Here is a 21,952-nt window from a genome sequence, read left to right on the forward strand (position 1 = left end):
ATACCGCCGACCGCATCGAGCACCCATTCGCTCAGGTGGGAGAGGATCTCGGTACTCACCCAGCCGCGCTTCGCGTCTGCCAGGGTGTGTCCGACGCCGGGGAAGACCCGGCAATGCCTGCCGATTCGCTCGCGCGATTCCGGGATTCACGGTGCCGGCTCGACGAGCCGGAACGCCGCGTAGACGTATGGGTAGTCGGGCCGGTACCAGTTCCGGAAGCTGGGGCGCAGGAGGCACTCGGCGGTGCGGCACGAGCCACCCTTGAGCACGTAGTGCCGCCCGTCGAAGAAACTCGCCGAGTAGCCGGGGTAGAAGGGTAGAGGCTCGAAGCCGGGGAACGGGGCAAACGGCGTGGACGTCCACTCCCACCCGTTGCCGACCAGCTGCGAGACTCCCCAAGCACTGTCGCCCGAGGGGCAGGCATCGACGGGAACGGGATCCCACCCCGCGAACGCGACGTCGCTCCGGCCGGAGCCGATCACGACGCCCTGGGAAGCTCGGCCGATCTGCGCCTCGGTCGGGAGCGCCTTGCCCACCCACGCGGCGTACTCTGTGGCCTGAGCCTGCGTCACGTAGACCGGCACGTTCGGCCGGAGGGGTGCCGCCCCGAACATCCCGCGATAGAACCAGGCCCCCGCGTGCTTCATCCAGAAGTGAGGGACGGCGCCGCCCTCCCGCGCGAAGCGGAGGTACGCGCCGTTGGTCACCTTGAACCTCGAGATGCGAAACGCCTCGACGTGGACGGCGTGGCGCTCGAATTCGTTGTCCCAGCCGAAGGCGTCGTCGCGCTCCCTGCCGAGGACCGCCTCGCCCGCGGGGATGTCGATCATCGCGCCGGCGGGGTCCCGTCCCGGCGCATGGCGTGGAGCCGGAACCTGGATCTTCGCGGCGAACGGCAGGTTGTGAAACGCGTAGGCGAGAGTCTCCGCGTGCATCAGACGATGCTCCAGCGACGCCTCGACGACCGCCGACGGCACGTCGTCGAGCAGCCCGTCGATCGCGACGCGGGCCCGCGCGTTGTACCGCCGTACCTCCGCTTCGCCGGGCCAGTCCTCCGGGGCGTCCTGCGGCAGGCAGCCGGGCTCGGGGTCGATCCCGAACTCGAAGAGCCGGTCGAACGAGGGGTGGAACGACGGTACCGAGAGCGCCCGCCGGCACATCAGGTTCCAGTCGAACGCCTCGAGGTGTCCGAGATAGAAGATGAGCCGATGACGCTCGGGGATCGGTCGCTCCTTGATCCCGCCCGGCCGGAGCAGCGTCCACAGGGCGTCGGTGATCGCCCGCGCCTCGGCGAGGCGCCGCAACGGGACGCTTCGGCGCGCCCGACGGGCGGGCGTCGTCACGGCTGGCTGAGGACGAGCGGGCACCGAATCCCCCGACGCGCTACTCCGCGAGCACCTTGTGCACGAGCTGCACGCAGACCGAGCCCTCGCCGACCGCCGCCGCGACCCGCTTGACGCTGTTCGCGCGCACGTCGCCGACGGCGAAGATCCCCGGCCGGCTCGTCTCGAACAGGAGCGGCCGGCGCGCGAGCGGCCAGCGCGCCGCGGCGAGGTCCCCGGCGCTCATGTCCGGCCCGGTCCGTACGAAGGCCTTGTCGTCCAACGCGACGCTGTCCTTCAGCCAGCCCGTGTTCGGGTTGGCGCCCGTCATGAGAAAGACGTGCCGGATCTCGGCCGACGTGCGCGTGCCCCTGGCCGCGTCGGTCCAGGTCACTCGCTCGAGCCTCCGCTCTCCCTCGAGCGCTTCGAGCTCCGATCGCGTTCGGAGCGTGATGTTCGACGTCTCCTCGATGCGCCGGACGAGGTACCGCGACATGCTCTCCGCCAGGCCCGCGCGCCGCACGAGCATGTTCACCCGGCTGCCTCGGCCCGCCAGGAAGACCGCCGCCTGGCCGGCGGAGTTCCCTCCTCCTACGACGACGACCTCCTCGTCCCGGCAGAGGTTGGCCTCCACCTGCGTCGCACCGTAGTAGACGCCGACGCCTTCGAAGCGGGCGAGGTCCGGAAGGGCGGGCTTCCGGTACTGGACCCCCGTCGCGATGACGACGGTACGAGCCTGCACGCCGACGCCGGCCCCGAAGTCGATGCGGTACGGGCATCCCTCGCAGGACAGGCGGACCGCCGTGCGCGCGACGGCGAACTCCGCGCCGAACTTCTCCGCCTGGACGAGCGCGCGGCTGGCGAGGAGCTGCCCCGAGATCCCGGTGGGGAAGCCGAGGTAGTTCTCGATGCGCGAGCTCGAGCCCGCCTGCCCGCCCGGGGCGTTCGACTCGACGACGAGCACGTCGAGACCCTCGGAGGCCGCGTAAACGGCGGCCGCGAGACCCGCGGGTCCGCCCCCGATGACGACGAGATCGCGTAGGACCTCCTCGTTCAGCCGGTTCAGGCCGAGGCATTCGGCGACGTCCTCGATCGCCGGCTTCTTGAGGACGCGCTCGCCGCGGCAGATGACCACGGGCACGTCGCCGACGCCGACGCCGAAGCCGTCGAGGGTCGCCTGGACGTCGAGGTCGCGATCGACGTCGAGATAGGCGTACGGCTGGCTGTTGCGGGTCAGGAACTCCTGGATCGCCAGCGTTCCCGCGGAGTGCCGCGAGCCGATGAGCACGACGTTCCCGTGCCCCCTCTCGACGAGTGCCAAGCGCCTCAGGATGAATGCGCGCAGGAGGATCTCGCTCAATTCCGCGTCGGTCTGGACGATCGCGCGCACACGAGCCGACGGCAGCTCGAGCACGCGCGTCGGACCCTTGGCCCGCGCCCTCACGACGACCTGGCGACCGGACAGGAGATCGACGTCGCCCGTGAATCCTCCCGGCTCGTGAACGGTCACGAGCTGGTCCTTCCCCGAGAGGATGGCCACCCCGCCCTCGAGCACGACGAAGAGCGGGCGGCTGCGGTCGCCCTGCTCCCACAGGCTCTCGCCGTCGGAGAGGGTCCTCTCCGTGGCGAAAGGGGCGATTCGCGCGATTTGCGCGGCGTCGAGCGTCGGGAAGATCTGCCTTGGACTCGCGTCGGCCGGCGTGCCGCCCGCGCCCGATCCCATGTCGTCGCCCTCAGCGAACATGACGGAGCCCTCCCGTCAGTACTCGGCCATGTCGTCGTCCGGATAGCAGTAGAGCCACCGCTCGCCGGGCTCCGCGGAGCAGATGACCGGATGGCCGGAGCTCCTCGCGTGCCGGCTCGCGTGCCGGTTCGGCGACGAGTCGCAGCAGCGCGTGCCGCCGCAGGTCTGGCAGGTGCGCAGGTGCACCCAGTCGGCGCCGATCTTGACGCAGTCCTCGCACTCGCGCTTCTTGGGACGCGTGACCGCCCCGATCGATCGGATGTGCTCGCATGCTCCGCCGGGATCCATGATGCCTCCGCTCCGCGCCGTTCCGGCCCGTGGGATTCTTACCGCGTGGGCGCGACGGCATCAAGCGAGGTCGGTCTCGAATGGCCGGATCGCGTCAGGCGCCCACCTCCTCCGTCTCCGCCCGCGCCGGCACGAGACTCATGACCGTCCTGGATTCCGGGGGCTCGCGGTCGAGCCCGTCGCCGACCGACAGGGCGAACACGCCGCACAAACCCGCCATCGCCACCGCGGAAGCCAGCCACACCGCGGCCCCGCCCTCCATTGTCACGGACGGGAGCACGAGCAGGATGCAGTTGCCGAAAAGGCCCGCCAGCACGACGGCCGAGCCTCCGAGCAGCAATCGGCGATCGCGCTTGGTGCGTTCCGGAAAGAAGAACAGGAACGGGAAGATGAACACCGTCGTGACCACGACCGTCGAAAGCGCCTTCCACATCCCGTTCCAGCGCGCGAGAAGCTGGCCGGTCTCGTCGGGGAGATTCCCGTACCAGACCGGGAGGAACGCGGACCACAGGAGGTAGCCCCAGAACGTCGCGAGCCCGAAGACCAGCTTGCCCAGGTCGTGACGCGTCGCATCGTCGAGCCGGCCCCGGTCGCGATTCGCCGCGATCGAGACCCACGCGATCGCGCTCAGGAAGCCGCCCACCAGGTAGAAGGCCGGCACGACCGTGCTGGGCGCTCCGCTCGAAACCGCGATGATCAGATCGGCGGCCCACAGCGAGAGCACCGCGGCATAGGTGATCAGATAGACTACGGCCCAGCCGCGCCGGGCGGGACCCTCCGTCCGTCGCGCGGTCGCGAGGAGAACGTAGCGTCTGCCGACGTGGAACAGGATCGCCGCCGAGCCGAGTTCCCGCGCCAGGAGCCCGATCAGCCTCGTGCCGTGCGGGGCCGCCTCGGCCGGCATCCAGCGCCCCGCGCTCGAGACGATCACGACCAGAACGGCGAAGGCGGGCAGGAAGAAGCGACTCGTCGAGCATGCGAGCGGGCTGACGCGCTCGGCCCAGCGACCGCCGCACACGTCGATGGCGGCGGCCAGCGCGACGCCTCCCGCACTGAGCGCAGCCAGGAACAGCCAAGCGGCGGCGAGCGAGGCGATTACCGGCCCCTCCCTCCGGACGGCGAGGCAGGCGACGATCGACAGGCCGCCCGCCGCCGCCGCGGAGCAGGAGACGTAGAAGGCGAAGCGCCCCAGCGCGCGGCGGCTGTCGTCGAGGCCCGAAGCGAGCTGTCTCATCGAACGACTCCCGCCCCGCGCCCCTGGATGGCGCGGACGGCGTTCACGAGGTCCCATCGATCGCGAACCGTCAAGCCCTCGGCCTGCGCCGGCATCGCTCGCCCCCCGAACGTGATGGTGCCGAACAGGTAGCCGTCGGACCGCTCCTTGATCGTCGCGTAGGCGAGATCCGGGGCCGGCGGGAAGTACTTCGAGACCGCTCCGCCGCCGTGCCCCTCCGCGCCGTGGCAGAACGAGCATCGCGCCGCGAACAGCGCGCGGCCGTGACGCAGCGAAGCCGCATCGTTCTCGAGAGGGTTCACGAGCCGCTCCGCATCGTCCCGGTCGGCGACGCGCGGTCCGGCTCCGAGCGGGATGGAATGCTCGGGCTCGGGCCGCGGCGAGTCCTCCGCACGATGGGAGGGCTGGTACCACATGTCGGTGCGCCAATCGACGAATGCACCGTTGCACGCCGCCAGGAGCGGCAGGATCGAGACGGCGACGAGCCCTGCGGACCTACGCGACATGTCGCACCTCGCTCGCTCCGTGCTGGGTCAGGATCCGTACCGCTCCCGCGGGATTCTGACCGACGACGAAAACGCCGATGGTGTCCCCGGAGAACCGCTCGTGCGCCGGAAAGCGCGGTCGACGCCGGAACCTCGCCAAGATGAAGGTGAGGGCGCCGACGTTCGTCAGAGCGGCCGCCAGCACGGTCAACTCGAACGCGACGACCGCGTAGGGCGGGACGCTGACGATCGGCTTCCCTCCCGTCACCAGGGGCCACGAGAGCGCCGTGAAGACGCAGAAGCCGAATCCGGAGATCGTCCCCGTCAACCCGCCCGCGAGCACCCACCACCCGACGCGGCTCTTGGGACGCTGGAGGGCCGCCACGACCTCCGGGAACGGGGCCGGCATGGCCGCTCTCACGTCGGAGTGGCCGCCTTCGTTGAGAGCCCGGATCGCCGCGGCGGCGGCCGCAGGTTCCGTGAAGACGCCCAGCGTGCCGGCGTCCCGCACGACGGCGCGGGACGGCTTCCCGATTCCGGCCGGACGCGTCGTCCTAGTCGCCATCGTGAGGCACCTCGACGGCCGCTTCCTTCATCTCCGATATCGACACCGCGGGCAGGAAGCGGACGAACAGCAGCAGCCAGATGAAGAACCAGCCGAAAGCCCCCGCCGTGATGCCGTATTCGACGAGGCGCGGCCGGTAGACGCCCCAGTTGAACGACAACCGGTCGTGCGCCAGCGAGGTCACGATGATCACGAAGCGCTCGAGCCACATGCCGACGTTGATCAGCGCGCAGACGACCAGGAGGACCGGCGTCGAGCGACGCGCGCGGCGCGCGAAGAAGAGCAAGGGCAGTACGCTGTTGCAGAGGATCATGATCCAGAACAGCACCGCGTAGTCGCCGGTGGCGCGATAGTGAAGCGTGTCCCAGTCCGCCGATCGCGCGCGCCACGCGAGCGCGTACTCGGTCACGTACGAGTAGGTCAGGATCAACGACGTCAGGATGACGAGGCGCGCGAGCCGATCGAAGTGCCACTCGGTGATCAGCTCGTGGAGGCCCAGCACGCGCCGCAACGGGATGAGCAGCACCACCACCAGCGACAGCCCCGAAAGGATCGCGCCCGCGACGAAGTAGGGCGGGAACAGCGTCGCATGCCACCCCGGCAGGATCGACACGGCGAAGTCCCAAGAAACCACGCTGTGGACCGACACGACGAGGGGCGTCGCCAGCGCCGCGAAGAACAGGTAGATCCGGGTGTAGTGGCGCCATTCCTCGTCGGTGCCGCGCCACCCGCAGGCCAGGAGCGAGTAGAACCGCCGCCGCCAGCCGGTCGTCGCGTCCCGGAGCGCCGCGGCGTCGGGAATCAGCCCGACGGTGAGGAAGATCGAGCTGACGATCAGGTAGCTGTTGACCGCCACCACGTCCCAGAGCAAGGGCGAGCGGAAGTTGACCCACAGGTGCCTCTGGTTCGGGTACGGGATCAGCCAGTACGCGTACCAGGGGCGGCCGAGGTGGATCACCGGGAAGAGGCCGGCCGTCATCAGGCCGAAGACCGTCATCGCCTCGGCGATGCGGTAGATCGCCGTCCTGAATCGCGCGCGAAACAGGTAGAGGATCGCGCTGATCAGCGTTCCCGAGTGGGCGATGCCGACCCAGAAGACGAAATTCGTGATCAGGACGCCCCACCCGACCGGCCGGTTGAGGCCCGTCAGCCCGAGACCGTGCCGCACCAGGAGCGAGACGCACCACGCCCCCTGCAGCGCGACGAGAACGGCGACCACGATGAGGCAGATGTGCCACGGCCCGGGGCGGCGCTGCGTCGCAGCGATCGTCTCCTGCACGCGCTGAAGCGGCGAGGCCATCACCCCTTCTCCCTCACGCGGGCGAGGTAGGTCACCGCCGGAAGCGTGTTGAGCTCCTCCAGCACGCCGTAGCCGCGCGGGCCGCGCGCGGCCTGCGAGACGCGCGAGGTGGGATCGTTGAGATCACCGAAGACGATCGCCTCGGCCGGGCACGACTGGGCGCAAGCCGGAACGACCTCGCCGTCGCGCGGCGGGCGTCCTTCCCCTTCGGCGACTCCTTCCACGGCCCGGATGCGCTGCACGCAGAACGTGCACTTCTCCATCACCCCCTTCGACCGCACGGTCACGTCGGGATTGAGCTGCCAGTCGAGCGGCGCGGCGAAGACGGGATCGAACCAGTTGAAGGTCCGAGCCTTGTAGGGGCAGTTGTTGGAGCAGTATCGAGTGCCCACGCAGCGGTTGTAGACCTGCGCGTTGAGTCCCTCGGCCGTGTGGAAGGTGGCCAGCGTGGGGCAGACCGTCTCGCACGGGGCGTTGGAGCACTGCTGGCAGAGCATCACCAGGAGATTGGCCTCGGGGCCGCCGTTCGCCTCGGCGTCGATCGAGTGCTCGACGCGCAGCCACCCCATGTTGCGTCCGGCGAGCGCGCCCTCGATCCCGGTCACCGGGACGTTGTTCTCGGCGTAGCAGGCGACGGCACAGGCGGAGCAGCCCGTGCAGCGGTCGAGATCGATCGCCATCCCCCACCGGTGGTCCGGGTGCTCAGGCAGCGGGTACATCCGCCCGGGGGGCGCCGGGCGTTCGAGCGGCGCTCGGGGGTCGCTCGCCGTGCGGACGATCTCCCGGCCCTTCGGGCGCGGCGTACCCGCCAGAAGGGGCAGCGGCAGCCGTGCCCGACTGACCCCGACGGTCGCACGCGTCCCCTGCCAGATCAGCGCACCGGAGCTCGGATCGACGTCGGCCGGCAGGAGAGCCAGCGGCTCGGCACCGCCGAGCGGAATCGCGATGGCGTCGTCGTGCAGCCCCTCGAAGATCCGGAGCGGCAGATCGACCGCGCCGGACGGCGTCGTGATCGTCACCGTGTCGCCGGTCGCGAGGCCGTATCGGGCGGCGGCGCGCGGGGAGAGCTCGGCCCAGGTGACCCACGACACCGAGCTGATCGGATCGGGAACCTCGTCGAGCCAAGGGGTTCCGGAGGATCGTCCGTCGAATCGAAGGACCGTGGGGAAGGTCAGGAGGTCGAGGGCCTTCCCGCCGGCCTCCGCGGGTTGCACGGGGGGCCGCAGGAGATCGGACCGCGGAACCCGCAGGGTGACGGAAGCGGGTGGGGCGGGGTCCCTTAGGCCGCCCCTGGCGCGTAGATCGTCGCGCTGGTCGGCGGAGGCGCCGGGAGCCAGCGCGTCGACCCGCGCCAGGAAGTACCCGGCGACATCTTCGGTGGGCAGAGCCGGGCCCGGGAAGGAAAGCCGCGCGGCGACGTCGATGAGGCTCTGCGAGGCGCTCCTCGTGTCGAGGTAGGGCGTCATCACCGGTTGCGCGAACTGCACGACGCCGCGGCGCGGCGTCACGTCCCCGAACGACTCGAGCGTGTGGTGGTCCGGCAGCACGAGGTGGGCATGCGCCGTGGTCCGGTCCGGACGCGAAGCGAAGCTCACGATCAGCGGGACGTGGGCCAGCGCCTTCTCGAAAGCCAGAGGGGCGGGGAACGCCCCCACCGGGTCGGCGTGGTGCACGAAGAGCACGTCGACTCGGCCTGCGTTCATCTCGTCGACGAGCGCGGTCAACGCCGCGAACGGCGCCGGACGGTCTTCGAGAGGATCGAGGCCGTAGAGGACCGACCTGCCGATATTGCCGAGCAGGTGGTTGATGAGCTGGATCGCGATCGCCAGTTGCGATCCCGAGGGGCCCGCGCTGGAGACGCCGGGGCCGAGGACCGCCGACGGTCGCGCCTGCGCGAGGTCCGACCCCAGCGCCGCGATCGCCTCCCAGCCGATTCCGCTGCGCGCCTCGACCTCGTGCCGGTCGAGCCACGCGAGCCGCGCGAAGATCTGCGGCGCCTCGGCGGCGAGTCCGTCAACCGCGGAGGCCGGATCGCACAGCCAGTGCAGCAATCCGAGGGCGACCCAGACGTCGCCTCCGGCGCGGGCCGCGAGCCACCGATCGGCGCTCGCGCCGGTCAGGGAGAGGCGGGGCGCGATCCAGGTGAGGCGCCTCCTCTCGTCCGCGAACGTCCCCCGCCCTGCGGCGAACTGCCGCGTCTGCTCGACCGGCGAGAGCCACGTTTCGAGGAACTCCGCGCCGAACGAGACGACGTGGCGCACGGCGCCGAGGTCGATCGCCGGCAGCTCCGCGCGATCGAACAGCACCTCTCCCGCGTGGCGCAGCGCGGCGGGATCGTGCGGCTCCGTGACGATCCGGCTCCCCGCGGGAGCTCCCAGGCGGTCCATGAACGCGCGCTGGAGGATGCCCGCGCCGCCCGGCTCGGGCCGGGTCAAGATCCTCACGCGTGGAGCGCCGCTTCGCTCCCGCGACGCGCCTATCGCCGCCGCGACCGCGCCGATCGCCTGATCCCACGAGACGGCGGCGAGAGCTCCTCCGCGCTCGCGCCGCGCCGGACCCGTATAGCGATCGGGCGCGTAGAGCCCCTGGATCGCCGCCTGCCCGCGCGCGCAGATCGCGCCGCTTCCGATGGGATCGTCGGGACTTCCCTCGAGCTTGACCGCCCGCCCTTCGCGCGTCCGCGCGGTCACGCCGCAGCCGGCGGGACACTCGCGGCAGACCGTCCGATAGAAGAGGGGCGTTCCCGGAATGCCGTCCGTCGGCGGTTCGACGTAGGGGACCAGCTTCTGACGCGGCGCCGGCGCCGAGCAACCGACGGCGACGCTTGCCACGCCCGCGATGGTCAGGAACTTGCGCCGGCTGATCCCGTCCGTCGGTCGGCTCGGCATGGGGACTCCCTTCTCACTTGTGGCAGGTCAGGCACGTGGTCGGTGCGTGACGCTCGGTGTGGCAGTCGAGGCACCAGCCCATCAGGAGCGGCTGGGCGAGTCGCACCGCGTCCATCTGCTGGACCTCGCCGTGGCACTTCTGGCACGCCAGTCCGGCGGCGACGTGCTTCTGGTGCGAGAAGAAGACGTGATCGGGGAGCCGGTACACGCGAGCCCACTCGAGCGCTCTCCCTTCGTGGTAGGCGTCGACCACCGCCTTCACGTCGGGCTTGTCCTTGGCGACGAACTTGTGACAGCCGAAGCAGCGCGCCATCGAAGGGATCCCGGCGATCGGCGAGTGCTCCGCGTAGGTGTGGCACGAGAGGCAGCCGATTCCGTTGGTACCGGCGTGGAGACGATGGCTGAACGGGATCGGCTGGACCGGGGCCGAGCGCGACGAGGCCGTCGCCGCCGCGGTGGAAGCCGCGACGGCCAGGATCATCGCGCTCGTCCCGTTCCTCAACATCGCGGCCTACCGCTTCAGCGCGATGTGCGGGTCGGCCGTTTGGCCCGCCGCGATGGTCACGCTCTGGGGAGGCGCCTTCAGGTGCGAGTTCCAGACCATCAGGCGGTAGGTCCCCGGGGGGACGCCGGAGATCGAGAACCGTCCCTGTCGGTCGGCGACCGCGGAATACGGGTTCTGGCTGACGAAGATGAAGCCGAGCATCTCCGGGTGGATCGAACAGAGCTGGGTGTAGACGCCGGTCGCCTTGTCGAACGTGACGGCGCGGTCTTCACCCGGCTTGAAGGCGCCGAGGTTGTACGCCTCCTGATCGGCGGAGTAGACGTTGTGCGCGACGGCGTCGTGATTGAGGAACTTCACGGTGTCGCCCTTGGTGATCGCCAGCACGTGCGGCGCGAACCGCATCCCCTTCTGGTCCATCGAATGGGTGCGCGGGGGGTAGCTCCCGGGCACGTTCTCGAGGTAGACGACGGTCTCCTCGAGGTACTTCTCGGGCGTCGCCTGAACCGTTCCGGAGATCGTGCCGCCCGCGGAAGACGCACCGTCCCGCGAAGCGAGTAGCGCCGCGAGCACGAGCGCTGCCCTCGCCGCTCGGCGCCCGAGCGGCTTGATCCCGACCTTCGTGAAGATCGTCATTCCCTGCCTCCTGCGCCTGCGCGTCATAACGCGAAGGCCATGACGACGGTCACCCCCTCGAGCTCGGTACCGGTGGAGAGGGTAGGTCCGGCCGGCACCGCCATGCCCCCGGCGGGCCCCCAACCCCCGTCGGGAGCCCCCTTCGCCTTCTCGAGCCAGGCGCTCAGCACGAACTTGAGGTTGGGGCGAACGAGCGCCGCGACCCCGGCGATGAGCCGCGTATCGCTCACCGCGCTCCCGTTGTCGGGGCGCAGCCTGAGGTACTCGGCCCGGAGCACCGGCACCAGCCACGGATAGGCGACGTAGGAGAATTCGCCGTAGCACGCCGTGCCCCGAACGGCCGTGGCTCCCGGAAACGCCCGGTCGTGGCGCTCCTCGTAGGCGCCCAGGTTGGCCTCGAACGCGTCGAGCTGCCCGCGAACGCCGAATCCGACGGTCTTCGCCTCGTCGTCGACCTCGTCTTCGGCATCGCTCGCCACGAACAGCGACTTCGAGCGGTAATAGAACGCGTTGAGCGTCAGGGCGCGCTCCGCCCAGGGCTTCTTCGGATCGGGGACGACGCTGCCGTTCTCGCCGTCGAGCCTCACGCCGCCGAACTTGTACCCGGCCGATGCGTAGTAGTCCTGCGGCGAACGCGCCGATGAATTGGCGCCGGAGCTCCAACCGACGGAGTAGAGAAAGCGTCCCCTCGCCGTACCGTTCAGCTCGAGGCCGCCGTACGGCGTGACGGTGTTCCACGAGTCGCTCTGTGCGCCGTAGAGGCCGGTCACCGAGAGCGGCGTCATGGCGGTGTCGGCCACGTACGACGAATGCGGGCCGAAGGCCGAGAGCGTCGGGACGTTCTTCCCCAGAACGAAATTCGCCGCGTGCTTCGCGCCGAACAGGTCGTTGAAATGAATCGTCGCGTGCTCGATGTCCGCGCCGCCGTCGGCGACGACCAGCTCGCCGAAGAACGTGATCAGGTCGTCGAGGCTGCCGGCGGCCCAGAGCTGCCCCTCGCCCACGAGGGAATCGAGCCTGACGCGCGCGTTGTTGTCGGCCAGGGCGCCGCCCGTGTCCTTCTTGGGATGGGCCGTCGCGGAGCCATTGAAGCCGATGGCCAGCGGGATGCTCGTCGGGAGCGTTCCCGGCCACACGGCGTTGGGAAACTCCTTCTTGTTCGCCTCCTGGCCCAGCGCAATCGTCTCCTGCTTCACGAAGTCGCTGTCGACGCCGGGGAAGCGGTAGCCGTTGCGCCGGAACGCCTCACCGAACGGATTGAGCTTCGGAAAGACCGTGTGGCAGGTCAGGCAGCTCGTGCCGTACTTGCGCGCGAACGCCGGCACCGCGAACGCGGCATGAGCGCTCGCCAGGAGCAGGACGCCGGCCGCGAGGATCACCGGCAGGCGTCCACCCCGTCCCCCCGATTCGATGGAAACTCCCGTCATCGTCATCCCTCCTGGTGTCCGTCTCGCGAGCGGCCCGCTCGAAGCCGCCGGCCGTCGCGACCGATCTCGCCTCTCCGGGCGCACAGGGCTCCCCGTGGGCGGGGGCGCGGAACGTCCGGGCTGCCGATTCGACCGCCGGGTCCGCAGCAAGTTCGGTGCCGCGCGCGCGCCGCCCGACGATTCGCCGAACCATGTCTCTCGAATGCAAGAGGTTGCCTCGATCACCCGCGCCGCGACGTCGGGGACCGACGGGGGTCGTGGTCGGGTCGTGACACACGTGATGAACCCCTCGAGCGCTCTCGTGGAAGGCGTCCGTGCCGGGAGTGCGGCGCGGACAAAACCGGGTCGAAGGGTCCCAGGCCGCCGCCCGCTCGCGCTTGGTGCGTTCCTCGACCGGCCGCGGGCGTCGTAGACGACCGTCGCCGCTTTCCACGGCCAGATGTCTCGTGGGGCCTCGGGCGAGACAGGTCAAATGCGACAGTCGAGACATCGACCCGAGAGGGAGGGAGGACGCGGGCGGAGTCGATTCGACTCTCGCCGAGGGTCGGGATCACCGCGCGTCGAACACCGAGCGCCAGCTGGCGAGCGACCCGACCACGATCAGGAAGCAGCCCAGCCAGAGGGTCGCCGGGGGCAGTACGCCGAGGTAGGCCGAGCTGACCAGCGTGGACAGGAGGGGGGTGAAATAGGAGCAAGCCAGGACGAACGGGAGGTCACCCTCGCGCATCGCCACGTCCCAGAGCACGTAGGCCAGGGCCGTGATCCAGCCCAGCACCCCGGCTTCGATCGCGGCCTTGGCCGTCCAGGCGCCGGACTCCGGCCGAATCGAGTGGGCGAGAAGCAGGAGCAGGCCGGTCGCGGGCACGAAGAGCTCGACGGCTCCTCCTCCGCCGGGCGAGGCCCACCGTCGAGCCAGGTTGGAGTAGAGCGACCAGGCCGCCGCCGCGATCAGGGCAAGAACGTATCCCGCGGGATTGGCCCGCAGATGGTCGACGAGCGATTCCCACGACACGCGAGCGCCCTGCGTCATGACGAGGAACAACCCCGCCAGCGCCGCCGCCGGTGCTCCCGGCAGTGCGGCCGACATCGGAACTCATTCAACGATCACGCTTCCGCATCACGCGGATCATCCGGGTCCGCCCGACCTCGGCATGGGACGCCCCGAGGCCGGAGTCGGCAAGGAAGATACCGCAACCGCGCCCGTCTGGAGCTTCGGGGGGACAGGAGCCGGACACGTCGCATCCGTCGCAGCGCCCGGTACGGGAACGAGAAGCCATCCCCGCCTCCCTCTCCGAAACCTAACTCCCGACTGAAAAGACAGCAATAAAGAGATTGTCAACTCTTTTTGTCCATAGTACATAAGGGACGGCCTTCGAGGAGAGTTGGTAGCCACGCCGCTGGCCGGTGAAATCACCTGGGCGGGACCTTCCGAGTCGCCGCGGTGCGTCCTGGCGGGCGGCATTATCGCCGGTCAGGAGTCGATCCATGGATTCGGTACGCGATTCGATGCGGAACCCGGGGCTCTTCCTCATCACCCTCGCGCTGGCAGCCCTTTCGATCGGAACGATCGAGGCCCAGCCCTGCGAGCAGCTTCCGAGGGGCGTGGCGGCCTGGTGGCCCGGCGACGACACCGCCAACGACTTGACCACGAACGCGAACCACGGGCTGTTGATGAACGGCGCGACGTTCGGCCCGGGGGTGATCGGCGACGGCTTCCTCTTCGACGGCGTCGACGACCGCATCGAGGTCGCGGACGCGCCGGCCCTGCGGCCGTCCCGGTTCACCATGGCCGCGTGGGTTCGCGTCGACGTGGCCAGCCTCTACGGGTGCATCATCTGCAAGCAGTACGGGGGCGGCGACCTGGACTCGTTGAGCCTGTGGGTCGACAACGGCGTGCTGCGAGGCGGGATGTTCGGCTTCGCCGAGGCGGTCGCGACCGGAACCCTGCCGGTGAGCCAGTTCGTGCACACCGCGGTCACCTACGACGGCTCGATCATCCGGCTGTACCTCGACGGGAAATGGATCGCGTCCGCCGCGGGTCCGGCGTCGGCGGTCCCCTACGATGCGAACCCGGTCCTCATCGGAGCCGACGACAACGGCGTGAATTTCTACCAGGGGTTCTTCAAGGGGATCATCGACGAGGCGCAGATCTTCGGGCGCGCGCTGTCCGCTTGCGAGATCCGCGCGCTCTACGAGGCGCGGCCGCAGGGCAACTGCAAGGGGGACGCCGACGGCGATCTGATCCCGGACGCCCAGGACAACTGTCCGTCGGTTCCGAACAACGGGCAGCTCGACGCGGACGCCGACGGCGTCGGCGACGCGTGCGACTGCGCCCCGGCCGACCCCGGCGTGTCCGCGAGTCCCGGCGATTCCGGCGAGCTGGGCTTCGTGTCCCACGACCAGCTGGACTGGTGCCGCGACCCGTTGGTCACGGGAACGAGCACCGTCTACGACGTCCTGCGAGGGAACCTCAACGCGCTGCCGGTCACGACCGGCACCTCGGAGTGCCGCTCGCGCTGCATCGCTCCGCTGTCCGGCCTGGTCAGCTGGTGGACCGGGGACGGGAACACGATCGATCTGGTCGGCGGCCTCAACGGCACGCTCGAGAACGGCGCCACGTACGGTCCGGGATGCGTCGGCAGCGCCTTCGCCCTGGACGGCAGCAACGACCGCGTCCGCACGGGGAACCTCGCGATGGGCAACACGTTCACGGTCGCCACCTGGGTCAACTCCGCCCCCCTGCACCAGGGTAGCTACACCCGGATCGTCGAAACGTCGTACGCGACCGGCTTCTACCTGGGTACGGAGAGCACCGGCACGGGGTACAAGCTCATCGTCAAGTCGTCGGCGGCGCCGTACGGCACGGCCAACGGCGGGACCGTCTCCCCGGGCGATTGGCAGTTCGTCGCGGGGACCTACGACGGCACGACGGGCACGCTCTACGTGGACGGCCAGGCCGTCGCGTCCAACACGTTCACCGCTCCGGGCGCGACCAGCCTCCCGGTCAACATCGGGGCCTACCTGGGTGGGGGCTTCGTGTGGAATGGGAGGATCGACGAGACCGTCATCTACAATCGCGCGCTTTCCGCGGCCGAGCTGCGCTCGCTCTTCGAGTCGGGCAGCGCCGGCTCGTGCAAGACCGGCTTCGGCGGCACGAACGCCCAGTGGACCGAGCCCTGGGCCGTGGACGGCGCGATCCCCGCCCCCGGCACCGGCTTCTGGTACGTCTATCGCGGCAGGAACTCCTGCGGCACCGGGACCTACGGTTTCGCGACGGGTGGAGCGGAGCGGATCAGCACCGTCTGCGACTGAGCCGGTCGGAAGGCGCGGGCGATCGGGGAGGGGACGATCGTTCTCCCGGGGGATCGGGCCCGGAGCGGATGATCGACCTCCGGCGTCCGGGGGTGCCCTACGGTGCGCTCGCGGCAGCCGGTGTCGGCAGGCCGCACGGGTCGCTCCCCTCGGCGATCTCGATCAGGCGGAGCTCCTTCACGCTACGCACGCTGCGATCGACGAAGAAGTCGAGCCGGGGCACGAGACGGTAGCGGCCGTCCTCGGGATCGAACGCCTTGCCGTCCTCCGCGTCGGCGAGGATCAGGCTCTCGCCGAGCGAGTTGAACGCGATCTCGCCCCCGGAGAACACGGCCCGGTAGCCGTCGGACGCGGTCGCCAGCAACAGGACACGCTTCATGTCCAGCGGGCGGCCCAGCGCTCTCTCTAGGACGGCGCTCATCCCGACGCCGCGGAAGGAATGCTCGCCGCGGTAGCCGCGTCCCTCGCCGAAGTTGGCGTCGCTCCACGACACGACCGGCAGTCCCTTGGTCAGTTTCGGGGTCAGGGCAACTCTCGTCCCATCCGGAAGCACGAGCGTCGTCCCGTCGACCCGGCTCGCCTCGCCCCTCTTCCCGGTCGCCCCCGCCAACGGCCCCGCCTGGCACAGGTGCAGCTCCTTCAGCCCGCTCAGAAACCGCTCGCTCCGGCGATCGCCTCCCGGAACGAGACCGAAGCCCCGAAGCGTCGCGATCGGCGGGGGCTTGGGGCCGCCGTGACACGAGGAGCAGGCGGCGACGCCCGGTCGCTCGCGTTCGGGAAGCCCCAGGAAGCCGCGGTCCCACTCCGCGAGCGCCTTGGCGTCGTGGTGGCCGGGAATGACGAGCCGAGCCTTGTCGGCGATGAGGATCGCGCCGGGGTCGGCGGCATCGAAGATCTCGCCATAGGAGAAGACCGCACGGCGGCCGCGGTCGCTCGTGGCGACAAGGTAGACGTCCAGCGGCCGCTGGAACCCGTCGTCGGTCTTCTTGACGACACCGGCGACTTCCAGGACCCGCCGGAGACCCGCGCCGGATTGCTCGAAGGCTCCCGCGTAGCGGTCTTCGGGCGTGAACAGCTTCATGAGCCGGCTCTGACGACCCAGCGAATCCAGCAGTGCGCCGTCGACCTCGAGCTTCTTGCCGACGGCACCGTCGACCGCGACCGTCTGGGCGCGGAGAGCGGGCGCGAACGAGAGCATGGCAAGGCAAGAGGCCGCGTAGGCTCGGAACATAAGTCGCATGGTGTCTCCCTACGGGGCCGAGTCGTCGGCACCGGCGGCCGGATGATAACGCAATCGCTATGGACGGATGGAAGTCCGCGCCCGCAGGAACTCGAGGATCCGCCCGGCCAGCGCGGCGAAGTCGCCGCCGAAGTGGTGGCCGCCAGGCAGCGACTCGTGCGTCACGCCGGCACCGGAATGCGGAGGACAGCCCGACGCCTCCTCCGACGACGGCTCGAGGCACAGCACGGGATGCCCGATCCCCGCCTCGAGCGGGGCGCGGACGGGGTAGGGGCTGGGGGTGTCGTCCGTGCGAATCCAGTCCAGAGGGCTCACCTCGAACGTGGCGAAGGGGCCCGGGGCGAGGAGCACGAGGCCGTCGATGCGGCCGAGCGGAGCGGGGAGCGCGCCGCGGGCCTGGGCGAGCGCCGCGGTGACCACCTCCGCCCCGAACGAGTACCCGCCGGCGTAGAGCCGCACGTCCTCCGGGAGGGCATCGATGACCCGTGCGAGATCGGTCCGAAACGTCTCCGGTGTCTTCGCGCTCCAGAAGTAGCGGAGCGAGTTCCAGCCGATCACCGCGATGTCCCTGTCCACGAGGGCCGCCGACACGTCGCGGTCGAGCTCCGCCCAGCCGCCGTCCCCCGAGACGAAGACGATCGCCTCGCGCGCCCCCGCCGGCCACTCGACCTCGAGAGGCAGCGCAAGGGTTTCGAGCCGCCGCTCGATGTCCTCGGGCGGCGGGCTCTCTGACACACGCTTCGGCGGCTCGGACCAGGGGCCGAAGGGGTCGAGGAGCGACTCCACGGACGCGTCGTACTCCGCCCCCCACCTGCGAGGGACGGAGAAGCCGTGCCCGACCTTCGGGAGCCAAACGAGCTTCGCCGACGGGATCTGCTCCACGAACCGGCGGGTTCCCGCGGGGTCGCAGACCTGATCGATGTCCCCCTGAAGCGCGAACCAGGAGGATCCTCCGCCTGGCCCGGCCCCGAGGGCGGGGGCGACGGGGAACATCGACCGCCTCTTCCTCGGGTCGTACTGTGGCTCGAACCCGTCGCGCCCGCACAGGGCCCGTGCGACCTCGAGGTCGGGGCAGAAGCCGAGGCTCGCCGCGCCCGCGAACGTCCCGGCGGGCGCTTGAGCCAGAGCGCCGTACACCACGGTCGCGCCCGACGAGTACCCGACGAGGATCGGCGGAAGGTAGCGTGGGAGATGGTAGGTCTTCTCCACCGCCTGCGCGATGGGCTCGAGCTCGCCGGCCGGGTACCAGCAGCGACCGGGGCTCTTCTCCACCGCCTTCTGCCACGCGGGCATGGAGAGGCCGACGACGATCGCCCTCTGCGCGCTCCGCCGCGCCATGTCGACGACCCCGAGATTCCAGCCGCCGTCTCCCGATACGAAGAGGATCACCCCGCGCGCGCGCTGGATCGGCTCCGGGCGGTACACCGAGACCTGCCCGAAGAGGGGGACCCGGATCTTCTCCTCGGCGGTGCCGGACGGGGCCGCGGCGGGTGCTTTCGCCGCGGCCAGCATCGCGAGAGCGGCCATCGCGATCATCGTGCGCTCCCCGCCGCCTTCGAGGGGAAGACCAGCGCGCGCCATCCGCCGGCGATGAGGACCGCCGTGCTGGTGATCGCGCGGGGCCAATCCCACGGCTTCGGGTAAGCCATGTAGCGCGGCTCCCAGGCGGGATCGAACTTCTCCTTGAAGCGGCGGAGCCCCTGGTAGTTGTACCAGGACTCGCCGTACCGGAAGAGGACGTGGGCCAGCCGCTCGACCGGGCGCGCCCATCGCAGCTCGCCCACCGCCGCCAGCGGCGCCATTCCGAGGTTGAACCGGGCGTACCCTCGCTCCTTGGCGTCGATCATGAGCTTGATGAAGAGGTAGTCCATGACGTCCTTGAGCGGCGCGAGCGCCCCGACCGTGGCGCGGTGCCTCATGAGATCCACGGACATTTCCCCGGCGCTCCGTCCCTCGAGCACGTTCGCGAACGCCGCGATCCCGCCCGTGCGGTCCCTCACGACGGCGCAGGGGAACCGGAGCAGGTAGCGCTCGTCGAACCGCCCGACGGAGAACCGCTTTTCGGAAACCTCCTTGATCCGGAGCCACTCGTCCGATATGGAGCGCAGCTCCGGGATCAATGGGCGGATGGCATCGCCCTCCACGATTTCGAACCGACCGCCGGCCTTCTCGATGCCGTTGACCGAGTGGCGCCAGGTCTTCGCCTTGTTGCCCTTGAGGTCGAACCGCGCGAGGTCGACGACCGCCTCCTCGCCGAGCTTGAAGAAGGTGAACCCCAGATCGTGCGCCATCGGGAGCAGCGAGGCCGAGATCTGGTAGAGGATCGTGTCGCGGTCGGAGGCCGCGGCCTCGTCGAGGAACGCCAAGAGGATCTCCCTCTCCTCGCCGGGCGGGCAGACCGGGTCGGAATACGCGACCAGGAACTTCCCGGCGGTCCGGTACGCGATGAAGCCTGGCGGAGCGCCGGTGCCGGCGAGGGGCCGGAACACCGCCTTGTCGCCGCATGCGACCAGGAGCGGATTCGTGCTTCGAGCGAACCGCCGGGTCTCGTCGATCGCCCGGCCGATCCCGTCCTCGTCCGGTAGCGGATCCCTCGCGCCGCCCCTTTGGGCGAGGTGGAACGCGCCCGCGCCGGCGAGGGCGCCGAGTAGCACGAGCCCGCGCAGGAATCGCCCCTGCTGGGCGTGGCGCCCGAACCGGCCCAGCTCGGCCTCGAGACCCGACGGGCCGGCGGAGTACGAGCCGAATCCCAGCGCGGCGAAGAGGACCACCGCGAACAGGCCGGCGGACACGAAGAACTCCACCGAGGCGTGGAGCCGTCCCGGTCGGGAGAACGGCTCTCGGAACACGATGAGCATGCCCGCGGCGACGAGGGCGATCAGGGCCTCCTCGTAGTCGAGCCCTTTCAGGAACGTCGTGAGCGCGCCGGCGACGAACAACGCCAGGGCCACGCGCTGGCTCGACCGGTACCCGCGGGCGAGGCCGCGCGACACCACGAGCAGCATGAATCCGAGCAGCACCGACGCCTCGTGCGAGATCTCGACCACGGCCAGGGGGATCGTGCGGTTGAGGAACGCGAGGCGCTGGGAGAGCGCCGGGGTCGCCGCGCTGGCGAGGAGCACGGCGCCGCAGACAAAGGCGTACGACGCCATCGTGGAGCGGATGAACGTGGCGCTCCAGCGGCGGGTGCGCACGAGCCGGCCGACGAGTACGAGCGTCGCGGCCGCCCAAGGCAGGACGTAGTAGATGACGCGGTACAGGACCAGCGCGGCGACGATCCGATCGTGCCCGCCCGTCTCGCCGGCGAGCGAGAAGATCCAGAACGCGTCCGCCGACCCGAGCCCGCCGGGGATGAAGCTCAGAAGTCCCACGAGCTGTCCGAGGAAGAACGCGCGGAGCGAGTCCAAGGGCGCGATGCCGCCGTGGACGGCGGAAAGCGCCACGTGGAACACGGCCCAGGCCAGAAGCCAGTCCACCGCGGCGACGCCCGCGAGATCCCAGGGATTGCCCTCCCACGCTCTCACCGACGGGGGCGCAACGCGCAATCGGGGCAACATCCTGAGGACCGCCCCGGCCGACGCGGCGAGCGCGGCGCCGAGCAGGACCCTCGCGACGAGCCCGTCGAGGAGGGGCGGGAGCGGCGCGACCACGGCGCCGCACCAGGCCACGAGCCCGACGGAGAAGGACGCGAGCACCGCCCCCAAGGCGCCACGCGCCCTGATGCCGTCCACTCCCAGCGGCCGGTAGAGCCAGAGCCTCAGCGCCGGCCCGGCGAGCGGCCCTACCGTCAGGAAGTTGCTCCACGCGAAGCTGAGGACGCCGGTGCTCCACCGCGCGGCGGCGCGGGGGCCGCGGGAGAGGGGTCCCAGCGCGGCGACGTCGTAGAGTCCGGCGATGGCGAGGTTCAGCGCCACGAGCCCCAGAAGCGCCAGCGTCGTCTCGGCGGGGGTCGCCCGGAAGATGCGGCGGACCGTCGTCAGGTCGACCCGCTGCAGCTCCTGCCATCCGATGAAGGTAATCGCCCCGAGGACGAGCCACGGCCAGACCGCGCGCAGCCGCAGGAGGAGGACGGAGAAGAGGATCCCCGACCGTTCCTCGTCGGGCGGGATGTCCGGGGACGGCTCGTCCGGCTCGTCGAGGATCGGCTGCTCGGCGTCGTCGGAGCTCATGGACGGGGCCTTCGAGCGGCCGCCGCCCTCTCCGCCTTCGCGATCCATTCGATCCCGTCGAGCAGCGTGGCACGCAGCTCGGGCTCGTGCCCCCGGAAGTGGTGGTTCGCGTCCGGCACCGCCACGAGCTTCTTCACGCCGCCAGGCCGCCTGGCGAGCTCCGGCGCCGCCGAGACCTTGTCGGCACCGCCGTGGAGGAACAGGACCGGGAAAGCGGCGGCGCTGTCGAGCGCGTCCCTCACGGAGAAGATGTGGTGCGTCGGCGAGAAGTGGAGCATCTCGCGGAGGCGGTACTCGAGGCTACCGGTCTCGTCCGGAGCGATCATGACGAGCCCGAGGAGCCGCTTCTCCCACCCACCGGCGCCGGCGATCCAGGGCGCGAGGTCCGCGCCGAAGGAAAAGCCGACGAACACCACGCCGCCCTCCCGCCCGGCGCCCGCCGCGCCGGCGAGCGCATCGGCGTACGCTCGGAAGTCCGCCGACAGCGCTTTCCGATCGTCCTGGGCATCCTCGAAGTAAGGCTTGATGTTCACGCCGCCGACCCAGTATCCCGCCTCGGAAAGCCAGCCGGCGAGGACGACATCGAACTCGCGCCAGCCTCCCTCGCCGGAAATCAGGAGCACCAGCGGCCGCGTCGAGCCTCGCGCGGGCGGCCCGCCCGGGGGAGCGTACACGAGAACCTGGAATTCGCCGCGGCTCGTGGAGACGGGGAGCGGGGACGGGCGGGGCGCGGCGGCGGCCGCGGCGGCCGCCGTGGCCGCGGAGGCGGCGAAGAGACCCAGACGCCTTGTCATCGTGCCCATGGTCGGACGGTAAGGATTTCCCGCGGCTCGCCGCGCG

General features: G+C 70.4%; 17 protein-coding genes. 1 reads left to right on the forward strand and 16 read right to left on the reverse strand.

Annotated features, from left to right (window positions below; genetic code table 11):
• Nucleotides 1-146: 146 nt before the first annotated feature.
• The 12 genes from LAO51_12105 to LAO51_12160 form a co-directional block, all read right to left on the reverse strand.
• Complete coding sequence (locus LAO51_12105) at nt 147-1,343, reverse strand: formylglycine-generating enzyme family protein (GenBank protein ID MBZ5639480.1); 1,197 nt, start codon at nt 1,341-1,343, stop codon at nt 147-149.
• Between the two features lie 40 nt (nt 1,344-1,383).
• Entirely contained in the window at nt 1,384-3,045 is a 1,662-nt protein-coding gene (locus LAO51_12110) for an FAD-dependent oxidoreductase (GenBank protein ID MBZ5639481.1), read from the reverse strand.
• Between the two features lie 36 nt (nt 3,046-3,081).
• Nucleotides 3,082-3,354: a UBP-type zinc finger domain-containing protein gene (locus LAO51_12115; protein ID MBZ5639482.1), complete on the reverse strand. Its 273-nt coding sequence runs from the start codon at nt 3,352-3,354 to the stop codon at nt 3,082-3,084.
• Nucleotides 3,355-3,448: 94 nt separating this feature from the next.
• The gene (locus LAO51_12120; GenBank protein ID MBZ5639483.1) at nt 3,449-4,588 is read right to left on the reverse strand and encodes a hypothetical protein; all 1,140 of its coding nucleotides are present in this window, start codon (nt 4,586-4,588) and stop codon (nt 3,449-3,451) included.
• Nucleotides 4,585-5,094, reverse strand: a complete 510-nt coding sequence (locus LAO51_12125) for a cytochrome c (GenBank protein ID MBZ5639484.1) — start codon at nt 5,092-5,094, stop codon at nt 4,585-4,587. The genes LAO51_12120 and LAO51_12125 overlap by 4 nt, the downstream gene beginning before the upstream one ends.
• Nucleotides 5,084-5,638, reverse strand: a complete 555-nt coding sequence (locus LAO51_12130; GenBank protein MBZ5639485.1) for a DUF3341 domain-containing protein — start codon at nt 5,636-5,638, stop codon at nt 5,084-5,086. The genes LAO51_12125 and LAO51_12130 overlap by 11 nt, the downstream gene beginning before the upstream one ends.
• Nucleotides 5,628-6,938, reverse strand: a complete 1,311-nt coding sequence (gene nrfD / locus LAO51_12135) for a polysulfide reductase NrfD (GenBank protein MBZ5639486.1) — start codon at nt 6,936-6,938, stop codon at nt 5,628-5,630. Before nrfD ends, LAO51_12130 begins: the two co-directional genes overlap by 11 nt.
• Nucleotides 6,938-9,826 carry a 4Fe-4S dicluster domain-containing protein gene (locus LAO51_12140; protein MBZ5639487.1) on the reverse strand — a complete coding sequence of 963 codons (2,889 nt, stop codon included), beginning with the start codon at nt 9,824-9,826 and terminating at the stop codon, nt 6,938-6,940. Before LAO51_12140 ends, nrfD begins: the two co-directional genes overlap by 1 nt.
• 13 nt (nt 9,827-9,839) lie before the next feature.
• Nucleotides 9,840-10,331, reverse strand: a complete 492-nt coding sequence (locus LAO51_12145) for a cytochrome c family protein (GenBank protein ID MBZ5639488.1) — start codon at nt 10,329-10,331, stop codon at nt 9,840-9,842.
• 6 nt (nt 10,332-10,337) lie between these two features.
• The gene (locus tag LAO51_12150) at nt 10,338-10,964 is read right to left on the reverse strand and encodes a hypothetical protein (protein ID MBZ5639489.1); all 627 of its coding nucleotides are present in this window, start codon (nt 10,962-10,964) and stop codon (nt 10,338-10,340) included.
• A gap of 23 nt (nt 10,965-10,987) precedes the next feature.
• Nucleotides 10,988-12,391, reverse strand: a complete 1,404-nt coding sequence (locus LAO51_12155; protein MBZ5639490.1) for a hypothetical protein — start codon at nt 12,389-12,391, stop codon at nt 10,988-10,990.
• Between the two features lie 550 nt (nt 12,392-12,941).
• On the reverse strand, nt 12,942-13,478 hold the full coding sequence (locus LAO51_12160) for an EamA family transporter (GenBank protein ID MBZ5639491.1): 537 nt from the start codon (nt 13,476-13,478) through the stop codon (nt 12,942-12,944).
• A 398-nt stretch (nt 13,479-13,876) separates the two neighbouring features.
• Here LAO51_12160 and LAO51_12165 point away from each other — a divergent pair, with 398 nt between their 5' ends.
• Entirely contained in the window at nt 13,877-15,703 is a 1,827-nt protein-coding gene (locus tag LAO51_12165) for a thrombospondin type 3 repeat-containing protein (GenBank protein MBZ5639492.1), read from the forward strand.
• A gap of 97 nt (nt 15,704-15,800) precedes the next feature.
• Here the strand turns inward: LAO51_12165 and LAO51_12170 are convergent, their stop codons facing one another.
• Genes LAO51_12170 through LAO51_12185 form a run of 4 tightly spaced genes read right to left on the reverse strand, consistent with a single transcriptional unit; the run spans nt 15,801 to nt 21,906 of the window.
• Nucleotides 15,801-16,943: a hypothetical protein gene (locus tag LAO51_12170; GenBank protein MBZ5639493.1), complete on the reverse strand. Its 1,143-nt coding sequence runs from the start codon at nt 16,941-16,943 to the stop codon at nt 15,801-15,803.
• Between the two features lie 57 nt (nt 16,944-17,000).
• Nucleotides 17,001-18,479, reverse strand: coding sequence for a hypothetical protein (locus tag LAO51_12175; protein ID MBZ5639494.1), 1,479 nt, complete (start codon nt 18,477-18,479; stop codon nt 17,001-17,003).
• Entirely contained in the window at nt 18,476-21,112 is a 2,637-nt protein-coding gene (gene mprF, locus LAO51_12180; protein ID MBZ5639495.1) for a bifunctional lysylphosphatidylglycerol flippase/synthetase MprF, read from the reverse strand. The genes LAO51_12175 and mprF overlap by 4 nt, the downstream gene beginning before the upstream one ends.
• Nucleotides 21,109-21,906, reverse strand: a complete 798-nt coding sequence (locus LAO51_12185; protein ID MBZ5639496.1) for a hypothetical protein — start codon at nt 21,904-21,906, stop codon at nt 21,109-21,111. The genes mprF and LAO51_12185 overlap by 4 nt, the downstream gene beginning before the upstream one ends.
• Nucleotides 21,907-21,952: the final 46 nt, after the last annotated feature.

The sequence above is a fragment of the Terriglobia bacterium genome (genome assembly GCA_020073205.1).
Lineage (GTDB): Bacteria > Acidobacteriota > Polarisedimenticolia > Polarisedimenticolales > JAIQFR01 > JAIQFR01.